Raw genomic sequence first — 18543 nt, forward strand, 5'->3', positions numbered from 1 at the left:
ATATATGTTTATGTAAATTTAATACAATATATGAATTTGTACACTTATACAAGAATGATAGCATATTATAAAAAATATGTAAAATACTTATATATTTAGGAGATAAAATTATATAAGACTACTGGTTAATACAAATTAATCTAATAAATTTCAGGTGTTAAGTAATTGTAAAGTCTAAGTTATTATATTATAATGTTGAAAGAATATGCTAAATAGGAAGGGATATTGATTTATGGAGAAAAATGTTTTTATAGTTAATGAAAAAGATAGTGGGGTGCGAATCGATAAATATTTAGCTGAAGTTTTTGTTGATAAATCAAGATCTTTTATTCAAGGGCTTATTGAAAAGGATAGTATCAAGGTTAATAATAAAACTCCTAAGAGTAATTATAAACTAAGAGCTCTTGATGAAATTGAAGTGACATTTAATGAACCTGAAGTGTTAAAGGTTGAGGCGGAAGAAATACCTATTAATACACTATATGAAGATAAAGATATAGTGGTTGTTAACAAAACTCAGGGGATGGTTGTGCATCCTGCGCCAGGAAACTATAATGGGACATTAGTTAATGCTTTGCTGTTTCACTGTAAAGATTTATCTAGCATAAACGGAATTATAAGGCCGGGAATAGTTCACAGAATTGATAAAGATACATCTGGGGTTTTAGTTGTGGCAAAAAATGATGAGGCTCATAATAAGCTTTCAGAGCAATTAAAAGATCATTCAATGAAGAGAGAATATTATGCTTTGGTTGAAGGAAGACTAAAGAATGATAAAGGTATAATTGATAAACCTTTGGCTAGAAACAAGAAAGATAGATTAAAAATGGGAATCGTAGAGGGTGGCAAAAGAGCTGTAACACATTATGAAGTTTTAGAAAGATTCAATGGTTACACTTTAATAAAATGTATATTAGAAACAGGAAGGACGCATCAAATAAGAGTTCATATGGCATCTATTGGCTTCCCGCTCGTTGGCGATCCTCTCTATGGATTTAAAAAACAAAGATTTAAACTAAAAGGTCAAATGTTACATGCAAAAACGTTAGGCTTTGTTCATCCAAGCAAAAATGAGTATATGGAATTTACAACAGAATTGCCAGAATACTTTCAAGAGATAATAGAAAAATTAAGAAATGAAGCAAAATAATAATTATGGAGGAATAACATGAAATTAAAATCAGTTTTATTAGATGAAAAAGCTGTTAATAGAACATTAATAAGAATTTCTCATGAAATAATTGAAAGAAATAAAGGAATTGATGAACTAGTTCTACTTGGAATTAAGACTAGAGGGTACCCGCTTGCAAAAAGAATCTCTACATATATAAAAGGAATAGAGGGAGTAGATGTTCCGGTTGGATCTGTAGATATAACATTGTACAGGGATGATTTAACTAAAATAAGTGAAGATTTAGAGATTAAAAATTTGGATTTAGGTCTTGAAATAAAAGATAAAAAGATAATTATAATTGATGATGTTTTATATACATGTAGGACAGCAAGAGCAGCTATAGATGCAATTATGGATGTAAATAGACCTAGAGGTATTCAATTAGCAGTTCTTATAGATAGAGGACATAAAGAACTACCAATTAGGGCGGATTATGTTGGTAAAAATATTCCAACTTCTAAAAATGAAGTTATAGCAGTATCTCTAAAAGAAATTGATGGAGAAGATTCAGTAAAAATATTTGATAAATAGATAAAAAGGGAGAATGCAAAAATATGTATGAGTTAATTGCAACAAGTACTTTCGGAATAGAAAGCATAACTGCAAAAGAATTAAGGGCACTTGGTTATGAAGATTTGAAAATTGAAAATGGAAGAGTAACTTTCGAGGGAGATGAGATGGATATAGCAATTTGCAATATCCATTTAAGAACTGCGGATAGAGTTCTTATAAAAATGGCAGAATTCGAAGCTAAATCTTTCGAAGAATTATTTCAAGGTACTAAAAAGGTAGAGTGGAGTAAGATAATTCCTGAGGACGGAGTTATGCATGTTGTTGGTAAAAGTATTAAATCAACTCTTCATAGTGTTCCGGATTGTCAATCTATAGTTAAAAAAGCTGTTGTTAAAAGTATGAGTGAGAACTATGGAATAGAGACATTTAGTGAAAGTGGACCGATTTATAAAATAGAAGTGGCTATTTTAAAAGACATCGTTACACTTACTATAGATACAACAGGACCAGGATTACATAAAAGAGGCTATAGAGAACTTGCTGGAGCAGCACCATTAAAAGAAACTTTAGCAGCTTCAATGCTTCTAATCTCAAGATGGAATGAAGAGTTTGAATTAATAGATCCATTTTGTGGTTCGGGTACAATCTTAATTGAAGCTGCTATGATAGCTCAAAATATTGCACCAGGAGTAAATAGAAGTTTTGTATGTGAAACATGGCCTTCAATTACTAAAGATACATTTGAATCAGTAAGAGAGGGTGCAAAGAAATCTGAAAAGAGTAAGGATATAAAACTAATAGGATACGATATAGACTATAGAGTTCTTAAAGTTGCTATGGAAAATGCAAGAAAAGCAGGTGTTGATAAATATATACAATTTCAAAAAAGAGACTTTATGGAATTTTCAACTTCTAGAAAGTATGGCTTTGTAATCTCAAATCCTCCATACGGAGAGAGAATAGGTGAGATGGAAATATTACCTGCTCTATATAAGCATATGGGAAATACAAAGAAAAGATTGGAAAATTGGGACTTTAATATATTAACTTCTTTTGAACCATTTGAAAAAACATTTGGATCAAAATCAACAAAGAACAGAAAATTATATAATGGTAAAATAAAATGTTATTATTATCAATATTTTAATAATGATAAAATTAAAAATATTGGAGATATATTAATAAATGAATTAATAAAGTAAAGTTTAAGGTATTAGAAAGCTTTGAAAACATATTTACAAAGTTTTCTTAAAGTGATAAAATAAATTTAAATAAAATTTGATAGCAAGGGCGCTAACAATCAGTTTGAATTGTTAGTGCCTTTTTTTGTTCTTTAGGAAATTATAATTAATCCAAATTTGTGGATAACTTTTGAAAGTAGTAGTAATAATACACGGACTGCGAAGCAGGCCTGTTCTTAAATTGCAAAGAGAAAGGAGTTTAAACTATGTCAGAGGTATATCAAAAAATGGCAGAGAAAATACCGAACATGAGCAAAGCACAAGAAAAAATAGCAAAATATATACTAGCCCACCCCAACAGTACACCTTTTTTAACTGTAGAAAAATTAGCTAAATTATCAGGAGTAAGCATAGCAACTGTCACGAGATTTGTGATTTTTTTAGGATATAAAGGGTATCCTGAATTTTTAAAAGATACTCAAGAATCTATGCAACAGCAAGTATCTAAGGCTGAACGTATAAGGATAGACTCTGATTCAGGTGATAGTGAAGAAAGAGATATTTATAACATATTTGAAGAAGACCTAAATAATATTAAGCTGACAATGGAGGAGTTAAATATATATGAATTAAGAAGAACTGTTAATTTGCTACTGAATGCAAAAAGAATATATATAGTAGCGAGAAGAAGTTCCTTTGTACTTGGAATGTTTTTAAAATATTATCTAGACTTAATGTTTAACAACGTAAATTTAATTGAGCATATAGAACAAATTCCAAAGCAGATTAGTGAAGTCAATAATGAAGATGTAATTATAGGCATTACATTTGAGAAATATGCAAGAAGCACAGTAGAAATTTTCGCCCATTTGAAAAGAAAAGGAGCTACAACAATATCAATTACTGATAATATATTGTCTCCGCTTGTGCCGTATTCAGATATAACATTAACAGCTGTAAGCAAGGGAACAAAGTTTATAGAGTCTTTTGCTGCACCATTAAGTTTAATTAACGCGTTGATTACATCTATTGAAAAAGAAAAGAAAGAGTTTTTTAATAGTAATGTGGAATTACTAGAAGAAGCATGCAGGAAATTTGATTTATTCATTTAAACTAAAATTAGTATATGTTTGTTAAAAAGAGATATATCTTAGAGTTAAGATATATCTCTTTTTAATAAGCTATGAATTAAATATTTTATTAAAGTCAGTAGGGTTTACCATTAGAGTTTTATTGGTATGATAAATCACCATTCCAGGTTTTGCACCATTAGGTTTTTTTAACTCTTTAACTTTTGTGTAATCGATGGGTAATTTTAATGAATCTTTTCCTTTGCTATAATAACCTGCAATTACAGCTGCTTCCTCAAGAGTTTTATCTGGTATATCAAAAGAGCAGACTATAACATGAGAACCAGGAATATCTTTTGCATGAAGCCAAAGATAGTTTTTATTTGCAAATTTCAAACTTAGATAATCATTTTGAAGGTTGTTTTTACCAACATAAATATCAATCCCATCACTTGAAACAAAATGATGAGGTTTGGAAGTTTTTGCTTTTTTAGAACTTTTGCTATTTTTTCTAAATCTTATATACCCAGTTTCAATCAGTTCATTCTTTATTTCATCAATTTCAGTATAACTTTCAGCATTGATAATATTAGTAAGCACAGAATTTAAATATTTCATCTCTTGAACATTTTTGTCAAGTTGAACTTTAGCGTATTCTTCAGATGTCTTTAGCTTATTATATTTTTTATAATAATATTGTACATTTTCAGAAGGTGTTTTTGTTTTATTTAAAGGAATAGTAAGATATTCTTCTTGATTTTCGTTATAAAAGTTTAGCAAAGTACATTCGCTATCGCCTTTTTTTATAGTATAAATGTACGAAGTTAAAAGATCACCTTTTATTTTAAAAGATTCTTTTTCAGCGCACTCATTAAGTGTTTCATTAAGTATTTTTGATTTTTTATTACATCTATCGATGTTTGTATGAATAAGTTTTTGTAAATCAGTGGATTTGTTTTGTAATCTATCTTGTTTATCTTTCTTCTCATAAAAGGCATCCATTAATATGTTAGGATTATCATATGGAACTGATAAATAATCTTTAGCTAATGAATCTAATTTTAGAGAATAAAAATCTTTTACAATTCCTAATTTGTTTGTATACATATTGTAAGAGATATTCTCATCTAAATTATGAATGAATTTATTAAAATTTTCATAAATTTCACTTGTTGTAGGTGAATTATTATAATTTGTAATGTTATAATATAAATCATTAGACAATAGTATACTTATTCCTGTGAAACAATTAGAATAAAATTTATTATCAAAAGTAATAGAATTTTTGGTAATAAAAGAAGATAATTCTTCAAAAGTAATAGAAAAAGGATTTAATTTAGTGGAAGATGGTGGATAAATAAAATTAACTCCAGGATACAATACCCTATAACTATTTATATCAGCAGTAATGTGCTTTATTGATTCCATAACTTTATTATCTCTATTTCTAACCAATGTGATATTAGAGTGTCGTCCCATAATTTCAACTATAAGAGAGTATAAACTATCAAACCCTAGTTCGTCTCTATTTTCAATTTCTATTATTAAAATTCTATCACTATCCTTTTGGATAAGATTTGTGATTCTGCCGCCTAGTATGTATTTTCTGAGAACCATTAAATACATAGGAGCTTTAATAGGATTTTCCTTAGTACTGTTTGTTAAATGTATTCTGGCAAATCTAGGAGAGGCTGAAATTAAAAGTTTTATATTTTGACGATCTTTTCTTAGTGTCAGAATAATTTCGTCTTTTTCAGGTTGATTTATCTTATCTATTTTGGAATTTAATATTGATTTTTCTAAATTATTTACTAAACTATATAGGTAGATACCATCTAATGCCATTTTATGTCATCCTTTCTTAGTGTAACTATCAATAGTATAACATTATAGGTATATAATTATCAATTAATAGCAAAAAACGAGAAGAAGGGTAAACCAAAGATATATGAATATTTTTATATTTAGATATCGTAATTTGGTTTCCATATTATTAATCCTAATTGAGCTATTCGATTGTTAGAATGGCAAATGTAAATTTATTATTACAAAATTATATATTACAAATGAAAATAACAATAATAAAATGAAAAAAGTGTTAGATATTATAAAAAATTTCAAAAAAGTATATAGAAAAATTTTTAAATAAGTTATAATTTAAACTTGGTGATATTATTAATGATTAAAAACAAAAGTTTAATGTGTAGTAACTAATGATTACAAAATGTATAAATATTAATTATAGAAAATATAGTTATTCGATAGGAGGAATTTAAATGAACTTTTATAAAATGCAAGGGGCAGGAAATGATTTTGTATTTATTGAGGATTTTAATAATAAGATCAAAGATGAATGCTTATTAGCTAAAAAACTTTGTGATAGACATTTTGGAATTGGTGCCGATGGGCTTGTTATTGTTCGAAAATCAGAGTTAGCCCATGCTAAAATGGTTATAATAAACGCTGATGGTTCAAGAGCGAACATGTGCGGAAATGCTATAAGGTGTTTTGGAAAATATGTTTATGAACATAAAATAGCTAATGGTGATAAATTTTCGGTTGAGACTGGTGATGGAATTAAAGAAATTGAAATAATATTAGAAAATGAAAATGTTAAATATGTAAGAGTCTATATGGGTAATCCATCTTACAACGGATGTGATATACCTTTAAATAATTTGGAAAGTCTTATAGAAAAAGAAATTAATGTAGATGATAAAAAGTATAAAATGACTACATTGCTTCTTGGGGTTCCTCATACAATAATCTTCGAAAGTGATAGAGAGTATAATGTTATTCAAGAAGGATCTAAGATAGAAAAACTGGATATATTCACTGAAGGAAGTAATGTGAATTTTGTGAAGATAGTGGATGATACTCATATAATAGTTAATACTTGGGAAAGAGGTGCTGGAGCTACGTTAGCGTGTGGAACAGGATGCAGTGCTTCAGTAGTAGTTGCTAAGAAATTGGGATTTGTTAATAAGGTTAAAGAAATTTTTGTTAAAGCCCCTGGAGGAGAGTTAATCATTGAAGTTTTAGGCGAAGATGTTTATATGAAAGGCCCTGCAGAAGTGGTTTTTAAAGGTGAAATTTCTTTATAAAATTATAAAAGACGAGGAAATAAAAAATGAATTCATTAGTAAGAAAGTGCTTAAGCATTTTTGCCTTCATTTTAATTCCCCTGTTTGTATTAGGATGCGCGTCTAAAAAAGAAGAGACACCTAATGTAACAGAGGATATTAAGTTAAATATAGGAGCTATACTAAAAAGTGAAGACGGTAATTATAAATTGTATAATTATGACAATGGTAAATATGTAGAAACAAAGGAAAATAAGATTATCATAGATTATGATAAAAGTAGTTCGAATTATATATATGTAGAGAACGGTAAAAATTATGTAGTTAATAGTGGACATAGATATGAAATTTCAGATGCAAATTATAGTGGATTAAAGTTATCAAAAGGTGGAAATTATATTTCTTACTTTATAGATGATAATGGGCTTAAGCTAAAAATATTTAATACAAATGGGAATAAGGAAATTCAAATGAAATCTAGTGTTTCAATATCAGGAACGTTATATGACTGGTATGATTCAAATACATTAGTTTATTATGGGGTAAGCAATGATGGCGTTAATGGATTATTTACTTATAATATAAAAGAAGATAAAGAAGAGTTGCTTTATAAGATTAAAAAAGGATATTTGGCATTTATAAAATCAACAGATGACGATGTAGTATTTCTCCAATTGACACTTGAGAATAAAAAAGAAGTAATGATGATAAACAAAAAAACAAAGGATGTTAAGCTTTTGACAGATAACATAGAAGAAATTTCGGATATAATTATAAATAGAGATAAATTATATTTTACAGGAAAAGCGTATAATAATGTTAATTCTTTATATGAATTGACTGATAATAAGGTAAAAAGATTAGTCTTTGATTTCCCAAGTACTATAAAAACAGAAAAAGGATTAGAAGTAAATGAAAATGGAGACATCTTATTTATAGGTTCTAGCAGTGGAGATCTTAAGAAAGAGCAAGTTTATACATATACTCAAGATGGCAGCATAAGTGAAATAGGCAAGAGTTCAACAGAATATGTTTTTTTAGCATATACACAATAATTTGAATTTAGAATTCTTTATCATACTTTATATGATAGAGGATTCTTTTATTAATATAAAAATGTATTGACTCTTACCTTACGTAGGGGTATATGCTATTCTTAGCATAAAAATAATAGTATATATGTTACAAGTGAGTTTTTACACTTTGGCCTTAACCGAGTACTTAGTTTAATAGAATTTTAAATATAAGTTTATTATTACAACATACATATTTAAATAAAGAAACCTAAATTAGTAGTTGATTTCGAATGTTAATTAGAAAAGGAGATAGTAAAATGAATCTAAAATTACAAGATGACTTTAGTGGTATAGATTGGAAAGAGGTATCTAGGATACTAGAAAAAGTAGGAATGAGTCATTATGAAGGAGAGATACATAAAAAAGCATTTGAAAATAGTTATGCTGTTATATTTGCTTTTGATAATGATAAGCTGATTGGTTTTGGACGAGCAATTTCTGATGGAGTTTATCAGTCTGCAATTTATGATGTAGCTGTGTTACCTGAATATCAAGGCAAAAGTATAGGGAAGAAGATTGTTAATAAAATATTAGAGTGCGTTCCTACATGTAATGCAATATTGTATGCTTCACCTGGAAAAGAAAAATTTTATGAGAAGCTAAATTTTAGAAAGATGAAAACAGGAATGGCTTTTTTTAGAAATTCAATTAAAATGCAGATGAAAGGTTTTACAGAATAGTAAAAGAATAAGTAAGAGTTTGTGGATAAACTAAAGCTTTAAAGATAATAATATCTTTAGAATTTAAAATTGTAAGATGGGAGCATAGAGAATGAATAAATTTGATAAAGCCATTAATAAAAAAACTAGTGAACTGATAACAAAGAATTTACTTGGTCAAGAAGTCAGTGAAGAGGAGTTCAGGAAATTTAAGATTATTGCTAGAGCAATTATTAGAGAAGAGATGAGGGGAGTTAAGCCAAATGAAAATCATAAATCGCTATACGGCAAAACTTGGAAAGCTGCAAGAAAATATAGTGATGTTAAAAAGTGAAGAATATAGTATTAACATTTAGTTCATCGAATTATTATAAAATCCTAGGCATTTGATTGATGTCTAGGATTTTTTGCTTAAAAATTTAAGATTTTTTATTATTTTGATAATAAAAAAGTTACATTATTTGGATATAATTGAATAATTACTGAGATTTAAGTTCAGAATTTATAATAGAAGCTAGAAAAAAATATGAGATAAGATAGGTGTGTTTAAAATTAAGGAATATGAAATTGAGGATGTAGATTTAGGAACTGCTAAAAATCTAAAAAAAGAAATTTGTGAAAAATATAGAGTTATTCCGATAAAAGAAAAATTGGACGAGGTAATAGTTTTATCATATGGGGTAACTGAAGAAGCAAAAGAATATCTAAGATTTATATATAACAAAAACATAGTTGTCAAAGAAATAGATGAGAGTAATTATGAAAATTTAAAAAATATAATATTTGGTATAGATGATAAATCACTAGAAGAGATATTAATATCTAATGCAATAAAGGTTAATGCAAGTGACATTCATATAGAACCTCAAAACGGCTGCGTTTATGTACGTTATAGAATTAATGGTAGTTTAGTTTTGGTACATAAAATAGATTCTGATGAATATATAACTCTTGCATCGAAGATTAAGCTTAAAGCTAATATGGACATAACTGAAAAAAGAAGACCTCAAGATGGGAAAATAATAGTTAATTATAATAATCTAAAATACGATTTAAGAGTATCTTCAATACCAGTGGTATACGGTGAAAAATTAGTAATTAGAATATTGTATTGCGATAACTTTAACTATAATCTTGAGGATTTAGGTTTTTCAGAAGATCAAATTAAGTTAATTAGAAAAATAATATCTTTGAAGAATGGTCTGATATTAATTAACGGTCCAACTGGTTCAGGCAAAACTACTACAATTTATACAATATTAAAAGAAATCGATTCCAAGTCTCTAAATATAACAACGTTGGAAGACCCAGTTGAAATAGTTATGCCTAATATCAACCAAATGAGTTTAAATAAAAAATTGGACATAGATTTTTCAAATGGTCTTAGAAGTATATTAAGACAGGACCCAGATGTTATTATGATCGGTGAGATAAGGGATGAGGAAACTGCTAATATGGCAGTAAGAGCATCTATTACTGGGCATAAAGTGTATAGCACTATTCATTGCAAATCGGCTAGAGAAGTTTATATAAGATTAGAGAATATGGGAATTAAGCCATACCTATTAAGTGATGCATTAGTTGGAATAATATCGCAAAGATTAGTGAAAATTTTATGTGATGATTGTAAGAAAGTGGATGATGAAAATTCGGTGAATGGAAATATATTATATAAAAAATGTGGTTGTAAAATCTGTAATTATTCAGGGTATGCAGGAAGACAAATAGTAAGCTCAGTTCACTTTTTACAGGAGAATGATGAAAAAAGAATGAGTGATTTATATAAAGATAATAGATATCTATCAAATGAAAACATGAAGAAAGATTTAGAAGAGCTACTATTTCAAGGAAAGATATCTAATAGTGATTATATAGAGTTTATAGAAGGAGAAAGATTGAATGAGGGGTAATAATGCTAGAAATTCAACTTATAGAGGATTTAGAAATATAACATTTCTTAGCTTAAAAAAAGTAATAAAGTTTAAACATAAAGTAAATGAAGAACAACTAGCATTAATATCGGGAAGTTTAGCACAGATTTATAAAGATGGAATAAGAATAACTGAAGCGTTAGATTTAGTAGCCGATATATTATCAAATAAAATATACAAGGATAGTGTATATGGAGTTTTAGCATTAATAAAACAAGGCAGTAGTTTATCACAAGGATTTTCAGAATTTAGAGGCTTATATCCAGAATTTTTTATAGGAATAATTTCGATCGGTGAAAATACTGGAAAACTATATGAGGTGTTAAAGGGATTAAGTATTTATTATGATAAATGGCTATTTATTAAGAAAGAAATCAAAAATGCATGCATTTATCCGATATTTATCCTTATTTCAATGATATTACTTAGCTTATTTTTGGTAAATGAGGTAATTCCGAACTTTTGTGAAATTTATAAATCTATGAATATTAAATTACCAAAAGGATGCCAGATTATATATGATATGAGTATTGCTTTTAAGCACAATCATCTAGTTACTGCTGTGGCAATTTTTTCTTGGGCTCTAATATTAGTAATTCTTATAAGGTGCTTATCTAATCAAATCAGCATAACCAAACTAACGAAAATAAGTATAGTAAGATCTTTCTTTGAATATATAATGGTATTGCTTTTTTCGATAATAACAAGTACCGGAATAAATATTTCACAAGCTCTTAAATATTGCGAGAATAGTATGAGTTTTTTGTATTTACGAAACAAAATTACTGAAATAAATTCAAATATTATAAGTGGAGAAACTCTAACTGAATCTTTAGAGAAAAGTGGTGTTTTATCAAAATATGCGCTAGCTATTGTTAGGATTAGAGAAGAGGGAGGAACAATAGAGGAGGGGTTTAAAGAATTAGCAAATACTTTAGAGTATCGACTTAATGAGAAAATACAAAAATATTTAAAATTGATAAATCCGATTTTTGTAGTCATAATGGCTGGTTTTATAACTATATTTATGTTAATATTTGTCCTTCCGTTATTTAACAATCTTCAAGGTGGCATAAGAAAATGAGAAGGGATGGATTCACATTAATTGAGACGATGGTAAGTATTTTTATAATAATAATTTTATTTAGTGTAGGAATATCATTAAGTAAATTTGCTGGAAATGTATCAAAAAATATGGACAATTCAGAGTATATCTATGAGATACAAAATTTACTTTCATATAGTAAAGCGGTTTGTAGAGAAAAGAATAATTATGGGAAAATAACCGTAAAGGTAAGTAAAAATGAAATTAAATTTATAGAAGGATGGGATAGTATAGAGAAGACTGTAGTTATTCCGAAGGAAATAAAAATTATTAGTGGAGATATAAGTATATTGGTAACACCAGACGGAAAAATATCTAGGGGTAATACGATAAAGATAATAGATAATTGTGGTGTAAGACGGGATATAACTATAGGTGTTGGAGTGGATTTAATTAGTATAAAGAATGGTGAATCTATATGAGAAAACAAGGTAGTATATTAATTGAAATATTAGCGTCTGCAATGATTTTAACCTTGACTGCTACATTTATTATAAGTACTAGCATAGAAAATACTGATATTCTAAAAGAAAGAATTTTACAAGAAGAAATCGATAGAACAATAAGCAATTTGGAAAATGAATTGAAATACAATACATCAAAGGAAGTAATAAATGAAATGTTAGAAAATAAAATGGGATTCAAATATCATGGGGATTTTAGTAGAGAATTAACAGATAAAAATCTAGATGAATTAGAAGATGGAGAAGATATTAAGTTAAACAAAATAAGCGAGGATGATATTGGCTTAAATTTAGAAATAGTAGCTAATATTAAAATAGGAAAGAATGAAATAAATGTAGAAAAAAAATTTACTAAAAGTTGGTGGATGGATGAAGTATAAAATGGGATGTATTTGTAAAAAAAAGAGCGGGTTTACTATCATTGAATCATTAGCATATATCTTTTTAACAACAATGATCTTATCATCTGGAATAAATTTATTTATATCTATGTATAAAGCTTATTTGGAATCAATTGAGTCAAGCGTAAAGTATAACAATTATCAAAATTTTTTTATAAATCTAGATGATATTGTAAGCGAAGGTGGAATTAAGGAGATAACAGTGAATAATAACCAAATTAAATTTTCAAAGAATGATGAATTCAAGAATATGGATAAAATAATTAAATCTTATGAAGGAAAAGTTTTTATAAAATATACAAAATATGATGTTACGCAAACTATAAATACTATGCTTGAAGACATAGATGATCTTGAAATTAAGGAAAAAGGAAAATTAATCTATTTTATAATACGTGATAAAGATGGAAAGGAATTTATTAAGTGCATTTAAAGAAGAGAGGAACTGTATTAATAAGTACTATGATAGTATTATCTTTAATGAGCATTCTAGGGTGCTTTATATTTAAAATGACGAAAAACAATAATGATTTAGGTTGCTTATATAATTTTGATAAGGATAGGTATGATTTGAGTTCAAGTGAGGAACAAGTGCTAAATAAGTTTATGATAGAGATGAATAAGGAGAGATTAAATGATGAGGAATGGAAAGAGGACATCTTTTCGGAAAGTTTTAATAAAAAAATAGATGATAATATAATTGAATACAATAAAGACAACAACAAAATGTTATTAACAACTTACAAAGAAGATGATGTAATAAGAAAAAGATCAATTATTTACAGTTTTAAAGGGGGAAAAATAATTTTAATTCCAACATATAATTTTGATGACTATAACAAATAGCATCACATAAGAGTGTAAATAATTAACAAAGTGTTTATACTAAGATTTTATGAAAGAGGTATTTAATGAAAAAATCCATAATATTTATCAAAAAAGATTATTATACATATGATGGAAAAAAATATGATTTTAATGAATTTAGAGAAGTAAGTGGTTTGTTAAGTTCAAAGATAAAGGTAATAATACTTCAGGAAGAATTATTTGTGAGTCATTTTGAGAATTCTGTAAGGAGACACGAATTATGCAACTTTGTAGATTCTAAAATTAGAAATGATTTTCCTCAAAATGGAGATATACTATATGATTTTGAGAAAAAGAGGAATATTATTTCAATATACTCAATAAAGGGTTCTAAGAGAGTTGAAAAAATAGTGGAGAAGGCAATAAATATAGAAATTAAGCCAATTCAGTTTGTGATAAGAGATGTTTTGATGAAGATGGTTAAGGATAATGATAGAAATTTCAGAGCGCTAATAAAATATGATACATATTATTATTATGTATCATTCAGAAATGGATCATATTATGATGGATTTATTTCTGAAAATAAATGTGTTGTTGAGAAAAATCTTTTAAAGAAAGATAATTTAGAGGAAATATATGTTGATGACAATACGTTTGATATTATTTCAGACAATAATAAATTTAAAGCTAAAAAAGTAAATATAGGAGAATTTATAGATGAAAATATATACGAAAAACAAAAATTTTGTTCCAGAGAAGTTTTTTAATAAGGCTGAATTAAATACAATTAGAAAAGAGAATGCGGTGATACTATTATTTTTAATTATTAATTTGATCGCGTTTCCATTTGTAGTTCATAATATAAGTGAAGCTAAAGAGGATCATAAAGTAAGTAGAAGTATTAATGTAGATGAAGATAAGATTAAGTTTGAGGATATTAATATTTGGGTCAAAAATTTAATGAAGGATAATATTGAAGAGGCACACATAACAAATAATAGTGGGGATATAATAGTAAATAATTTAAGCAGTATAGACGAGTTGAGTTCTAATGATTTTATAGAAATACATGATATAAATTTAAATGATAATGAAAAATACAAACTAGGAGTAAGTTTATATGAATAAATTACTTAAACATATAATTTTAAGCATAATGATAATATTAGCTTTTGCACAAATAATATGTATAAATAATATAAAAAAGGCTAACAATATTAAAGTATACAATCCTCAAAATAAATTTTACGATCATAAAACTTTAAAACAAATTGACAGAGAGTTAGATTGCCTAACGGAGAAAAATATTATTTCTGCTAATGAAAAAGACGGTAAATGGCATGTGAAAATAAAAATATCCGGAAATAAGGATGATTTATTAAATGAGTTGCTTAAATTGAAAAATTATAATGTGAATAATTATATTATAGATAAAAATAAGAACGAAGCCTCTATTATATTAGATATAAGTACTAAGGAAAGTGCTTAAAAGGTTATAAAATTATAAAATTTTCTGGAAAATAATCAGAAAGATTGCAATTATCATTGTCTTTTGATAAAATATGAGTGTTATGTCAACGATTAAGTATATTAGCTTAATATTTGAAAGAAGTTACGCGGTAATTAGGCATATTCAAAAAATAACAAGTCATCATGATAATCTGTTTTGTATCATATTAAAGTAATATATTAACTAAATAGTATATTGCTATGATGTAATGTTCTTTATTAATTATACAAAGAATACAGAACATCTTAGAGGTGTTATTTATTATATGTCTTATTTTATAAATTTGGAGGGATCTTTAATGATAACAGCAGGAGATATAAGAAAAGGAACAACGTTTGAACTGGATGGACAAGTATTTACAGTAGTAGAATTTTTACATGTTAAACCAGGTAAAGGAGCAGCATTCGTAAGAACTAAACTTAGAAACGTAATTTCAGGTGGAGTTACAGATACAACATTTAACCCAACTACAAAATTACAAGAAGCAGTAATAGAAAGAAAAGAAATGCAATATCTTTATTCAGATGGAGAATTATATTACTTCATGGATCAAGAAACATACGAACAAATTCCTTTAAATCATGAAAAAGTTGAAGATGCAATAAAATTCTTAAAAGAAAATATGTTTGCAACAATAAAATTCTTTAAAGGGGATGCCTTCTCAGTAGAAGCTCCAAACTTTGTTGAATTATTAATAACACAATCTGAACCAGGCGTTAAAGGAAATACTACTACTAATGCAATGAAACCAGCAACACTTGAAACAGGTGCGATAGTTAATGTTCCTATGTTTGTTAATGAAGGTGATGTTATAAGAGTAGACACTAGAACTGGCGAATATATGGAAAGAGTTTAAACTATATAGTTGCTAAGCGAGAAGCTTAGCAACTTTATTTTATATTTAATCGCAACATTTTTTACAAATAAAGAGAAGGAAGTGAAAAGATATGGAAGAGCTTAGCAAAGAGATTGAAGCTTTAAAAAAGAATTTATCTAAAATAGAAAGTAAGGAATATAAAGAATGTTTTGATAATGTATTCTCTATTTTAGAAGTTATGAATCAAAAAATAGAAGAGTTAACTGTAAATCAAGAAACATTGGAAGAAAATATTAGATTTATGGATGATGATTTATCAAATATTCAAGATGAACTATTTGAAGAGGTGTCTATAGATGAATTAAATGATATGGAAGATGAATATACAGAAATAAACTGTATTCATTGTAATAAACCAATTTTTATTGAACAATCTACCCTAAGCAATAACGAAGAAATTCCATGTCCTTATTGTAAAAAGAATATTAAAGGATAATTAATCATTAGATATATAAATAAAAATGGCTATCTTAAAGTTAAATTTAAGATAGCCATTTTTTTAATTTACATATTTTTATTATAATTCAGTAATATTTCTGATATATATTAAATATTAATTAATTAAGAGAACGATGGAGGAGGAAGTGGAATTTTGATTGGTGAAGAAGAGATAATAGGTATTTTCCCCAGTAAAATAGGTAGTTTACTTAAGGATAGGCTTAATAAAGAGCAGGTATATGAGATTAGAATTAAAATCGGAAAACCAATTTTGGTTTACTCAAAACATGGAGAAAGTATTATTAATTATATTTCTACAAAGGAAGATATGAAAAGTATTATGCAAAAGATTTCTAATTACTCATTATATGCGTATGAAGAAGATATAAGGCAAGGATTTATAACAATTAAGGGTGGGCATAGGATTGGCATAGCCGGTGAATGTGTAATGGAAAAGGGTGAAGTAAAGACTATACGAAATATTTCATCCGTAAATATAAGAATTTGCAGAGAAGTAATTGGATGTTCAAATAAGGTTATGAAATACATTGTATCAGCATATAAAGTTTATAATACCATAATAATTTCTCCACCTAAATGTGGAAAGACAACAATTTTACGAGACATAGCTAGAAATATATCAAGTGGAATGCCATCTTTGGGGATTGCTGGCAAGAAGGTTGCGGTGATAGACGAAAGAAGTGAAATAGGAGCCTGCTATTTTGGAATTCCTCAAAGCGATTTAGGAATAAGAACAGATGTCTTGGATAACTGTTTGAAAAGGGAAGGGTTAATTATGGCAATTAGAAGTCTTTCGCCAGAAGTACTAATTTGTGATGAAATAGGGACTAGGGGGGATATAGAAGCTCTTATTATGGCATTTAATTCTGGAGTAAATATAATAACAACAATCCATGGTTTTACGATAGAAGACTTATATAAGAGAAGAGTTCTTTGTGATTTGTTAGATAACGAGATTTTGGAAAGAGTAATAATTTTAAGCAACAGAAACGGCATTGGAACAATTGAAAATGTGTATAGCATAAAAGGAGGTGAGAACATGTGCTTAAATTAATTCTTATAGTATGTATATTCATTATAAGCACATATATAGGATTTGCATATGGAGAAACTTTCAAGAAAAGACAGGAGCAGCTTAAAGAAATATTAAAATCCTTAACAATTCTTGAGAATGATATAGTGTATGGAACAACGCCTTTGCCAGAAGCCTTAGGAAATCTCTCGCATAAAGTATGCAAGCCTCTAAGTAATTTTATTGAATCTGTAGTTAATAGGTTGGTAAAAGGAGATGTAGAAAGCGTATATGAAGCAGCATTAGAGGAGTTTGAACTATTGGAAAATGAATTTTATCTAGAACATGATGACAGAAAGATAATGTCAGATTTTTTTAAATCACTTGGAGAGTCTGGAGTTTATGGACAAGAGAAGATATTTTTACTAGCGATTGAAGGAATAAAAATAAATCTAAGTGACGCAGAAGAAAGTGCAAAGAAAAACACAAAGCTTTATAGATATCTTGGAGTATGTTTAGGAGCAATGATAATCATATTTATGGTATGAGGTCATTATAAATAATTTATAACAGCTAAAATAATTATACTAAATAAAATAAGGATTGGAGGAAGATAAATGCATGATATAACTATACTTTTTAAAATTGGAGGAGCTGGGATACTTTTAGTGGTATTAGATAAGGTGCTTACTAGTAGTGGAAAAGGTGAGATTGCAGCTATAACAAATATCGCAGGAGTTGTAATAATTCTGCTTATGATAGTTTCAATCATAGGAGATTTATTTAGTACTGTTAAAACTATGTTTGTAATGTAGGTATGCAGATTATGTTGATAGTAAAAATTGTAGGTATAGCGTTTATAACATTATTTATTATGCTATTATTCAAGCAATCTAGAAATGAATTAAATACATTCCTTGTTCTAACTGCGGGTGCGTTAATCCTTCTTATTATGATAGAACCACTTAGACAAGTGATAGACTTTGTAAAAGAAATAGCAGATAAAGCTAATATTGATATGGTTTATATTGGAATTGTGCTCAAGATTTTGGCAATAGCATATATCGCATCATTTTCAAGCGCATTATGCAAGGATGCTAATGCAGATAGTCTTGCAACTCAAATAGATTTATCAGGTAAAATAATGATTTTAGTGCTAGCAATTCCGATACTTATGGCAGTATTAAATTCTATATTGCAGATAATGTAGGTGTTTAT

24 protein-coding genes are annotated in these 18543 nt (G+C 27.5%); 23 read left to right on the top strand and 1 reads right to left on the bottom strand.

The features are described from left to right. The first annotated feature begins 232 nt into the window (after positions 1–232). The 4 genes from T483_RS0108390 (at position 233) to T483_RS0108405 (ending at position 3980) form a co-directional block, all read left to right on the top strand. Positions 233–1150 carry an RluA family pseudouridine synthase gene (locus tag T483_RS0108390; RefSeq protein ID WP_026886453.1) on the top strand — a complete coding sequence of 306 codons (918 nt, stop codon included), beginning with the start codon at positions 233–235 and terminating at the stop codon, positions 1148–1150. 18 nt (positions 1151–1168) lie between these two features. Then, positions 1169–1705, top strand: coding sequence for a bifunctional pyr operon transcriptional regulator/uracil phosphoribosyltransferase PyrR (pyrR, locus tag T483_RS0108395; protein ID WP_026886454.1), 537 nt, complete (start codon positions 1169–1171; stop codon positions 1703–1705). Positions 1706–1728: 23 nt separating this feature from the next. Then, positions 1729–2889, top strand: a complete 1161-nt coding sequence (locus tag T483_RS0108400; RefSeq protein WP_026886455.1) for a THUMP domain-containing class I SAM-dependent RNA methyltransferase — start codon at positions 1729–1731, stop codon at positions 2887–2889. Between the two features lie 245 nt (positions 2890–3134). Beyond that, positions 3135–3980 carry a MurR/RpiR family transcriptional regulator gene (locus T483_RS0108405; RefSeq protein WP_026886456.1) on the top strand — a complete coding sequence of 282 codons (846 nt, stop codon included), beginning with the start codon at positions 3135–3137 and terminating at the stop codon, positions 3978–3980. A 69-nt stretch (positions 3981–4049) separates the two neighbouring features. On the opposite strand, the gene T483_RS0108410 is transcribed toward T483_RS0108405, so the two are convergent. Continuing rightward, positions 4050–5783: an Rqc2 family fibronectin-binding protein gene (locus T483_RS0108410; RefSeq protein ID WP_026886457.1), complete on the bottom strand. Its 1734-nt coding sequence runs from the start codon at positions 5781–5783 to the stop codon at positions 4050–4052. 431 nt (positions 5784–6214) lie between these two features. On the opposite strand from T483_RS0108410, the gene dapF reads away from it, so the two are divergent. The 19 genes from dapF to spoIIIAD all read left to right on the top strand — a co-directional run bounded on the left by dapF (position 6215) and on the right by spoIIIAD (position 18535). Then, positions 6215–7042, top strand: coding sequence for a diaminopimelate epimerase (dapF, locus tag T483_RS0108415; RefSeq protein WP_026886458.1), 828 nt, complete (start codon positions 6215–6217; stop codon positions 7040–7042). Between the two features lie 26 nt (positions 7043–7068). Then, positions 7069–8076: a hypothetical protein gene (locus T483_RS0108420; RefSeq protein WP_026886459.1), complete on the top strand. Its 1008-nt coding sequence runs from the start codon at positions 7069–7071 to the stop codon at positions 8074–8076. 278 nt (positions 8077–8354) lie between these two features. Beyond that, positions 8355–8777, top strand: a complete 423-nt coding sequence (locus T483_RS0108425) for a GNAT family N-acetyltransferase (protein WP_026886460.1) — start codon at positions 8355–8357, stop codon at positions 8775–8777. A gap of 91 nt (positions 8778–8868) precedes the next feature. Continuing rightward, entirely contained in the window at positions 8869–9090 is a 222-nt protein-coding gene (locus T483_RS0108430; RefSeq protein WP_026886461.1) for a hypothetical protein, read from the top strand. A gap of 208 nt (positions 9091–9298) precedes the next feature. Then, positions 9299–10666 (top strand): GspE/PulE family protein, encoded by a 1368-nt coding sequence (locus tag T483_RS0108435; protein ID WP_196244859.1) that lies wholly within the window; start codon positions 9299–9301, stop codon positions 10664–10666. Further along, positions 10656–11771, top strand: a complete 1116-nt coding sequence (locus T483_RS0108440) for a type II secretion system F family protein (protein ID WP_026886463.1) — start codon at positions 10656–10658, stop codon at positions 11769–11771. Before T483_RS0108435 ends, T483_RS0108440 begins: the two co-directional genes overlap by 11 nt. After that, positions 11768–12214, top strand: coding sequence for a prepilin-type N-terminal cleavage/methylation domain-containing protein (locus T483_RS0108445; RefSeq protein WP_026886464.1), 447 nt, complete (start codon positions 11768–11770; stop codon positions 12212–12214). The genes T483_RS0108440 and T483_RS0108445 overlap by 4 nt, the downstream gene beginning before the upstream one ends. Then, complete coding sequence (locus T483_RS0108450) at positions 12211–12636, top strand: hypothetical protein (RefSeq protein WP_026886465.1); 426 nt, start codon at positions 12211–12213, stop codon at positions 12634–12636. The genes T483_RS0108445 and T483_RS0108450 overlap by 4 nt, the downstream gene beginning before the upstream one ends. Then, positions 12626–13090: a competence type IV pilus minor pilin ComGF gene (locus T483_RS0108455; protein ID WP_026886466.1), complete on the top strand. Its 465-nt coding sequence runs from the start codon at positions 12626–12628 to the stop codon at positions 13088–13090. Before T483_RS0108450 ends, T483_RS0108455 begins: the two co-directional genes overlap by 11 nt. A gap of 29 nt (positions 13091–13119) precedes the next feature. Continuing rightward, positions 13120–13503 (top strand): hypothetical protein, encoded by a 384-nt coding sequence (locus tag T483_RS0108460; RefSeq protein WP_051560307.1) that lies wholly within the window; start codon positions 13120–13122, stop codon positions 13501–13503. 65 nt (positions 13504–13568) lie between these two features. Then, positions 13569–14234, top strand: coding sequence for a hypothetical protein (locus tag T483_RS0108465; protein ID WP_026886468.1), 666 nt, complete (start codon positions 13569–13571; stop codon positions 14232–14234). Beyond that, the gene (locus tag T483_RS0108470) at positions 14185–14595 is read left to right on the top strand and encodes a hypothetical protein (RefSeq protein ID WP_026886469.1); all 411 of its coding nucleotides are present in this window, start codon (positions 14185–14187) and stop codon (positions 14593–14595) included. The genes T483_RS0108465 and T483_RS0108470 overlap by 50 nt, the downstream gene beginning before the upstream one ends. After that, positions 14588–14956, top strand: coding sequence for a hypothetical protein (locus T483_RS0108475; RefSeq protein ID WP_026886470.1), 369 nt, complete (start codon positions 14588–14590; stop codon positions 14954–14956). Before T483_RS0108470 ends, T483_RS0108475 begins: the two co-directional genes overlap by 8 nt. A 319-nt stretch (positions 14957–15275) precedes the next feature. Continuing rightward, positions 15276–15833 carry an elongation factor P gene (gene efp, locus T483_RS0108480; RefSeq protein ID WP_026886471.1) on the top strand — a complete coding sequence of 186 codons (558 nt, stop codon included), beginning with the start codon at positions 15276–15278 and terminating at the stop codon, positions 15831–15833. Between the two features lie 91 nt (positions 15834–15924). Continuing rightward, positions 15925–16290: a CD1247 N-terminal domain-containing protein gene (locus T483_RS0108485; RefSeq protein ID WP_026886472.1), complete on the top strand. Its 366-nt coding sequence runs from the start codon at positions 15925–15927 to the stop codon at positions 16288–16290. Between the two features lie 156 nt (positions 16291–16446). After that, positions 16447–17367: a stage III sporulation protein AA gene (spoIIIAA, locus tag T483_RS0108490; RefSeq protein WP_026886473.1), complete on the top strand. Its 921-nt coding sequence runs from the start codon at positions 16447–16449 to the stop codon at positions 17365–17367. Next, positions 17355–17873, top strand: a complete 519-nt coding sequence (gene spoIIIAB, locus T483_RS0108495; RefSeq protein WP_026886474.1) for a stage III sporulation protein SpoIIIAB — start codon at positions 17355–17357, stop codon at positions 17871–17873. The genes spoIIIAA and spoIIIAB overlap by 13 nt, the downstream gene beginning before the upstream one ends. Before the next feature lie 69 nt (positions 17874–17942). After that, positions 17943–18140 (top strand): stage III sporulation protein AC, encoded by a 198-nt coding sequence (spoIIIAC, locus tag T483_RS0108500; RefSeq protein ID WP_011969018.1) that lies wholly within the window; start codon positions 17943–17945, stop codon positions 18138–18140. 11 nt (positions 18141–18151) lie between these two features. Then, positions 18152–18535 (top strand): stage III sporulation protein AD, encoded by a 384-nt coding sequence (gene spoIIIAD / locus T483_RS0108505; RefSeq protein WP_026886475.1) that lies wholly within the window; start codon positions 18152–18154, stop codon positions 18533–18535. Positions 18536–18543 lie beyond the last annotated feature (8 nt).

The organism is Clostridium beijerinckii HUN142, from assembly GCF_000621745.1.
Lineage (GTDB): Bacteria > Bacillota > Clostridia > Clostridiales > Clostridiaceae > Clostridium > Clostridium beijerinckii_A.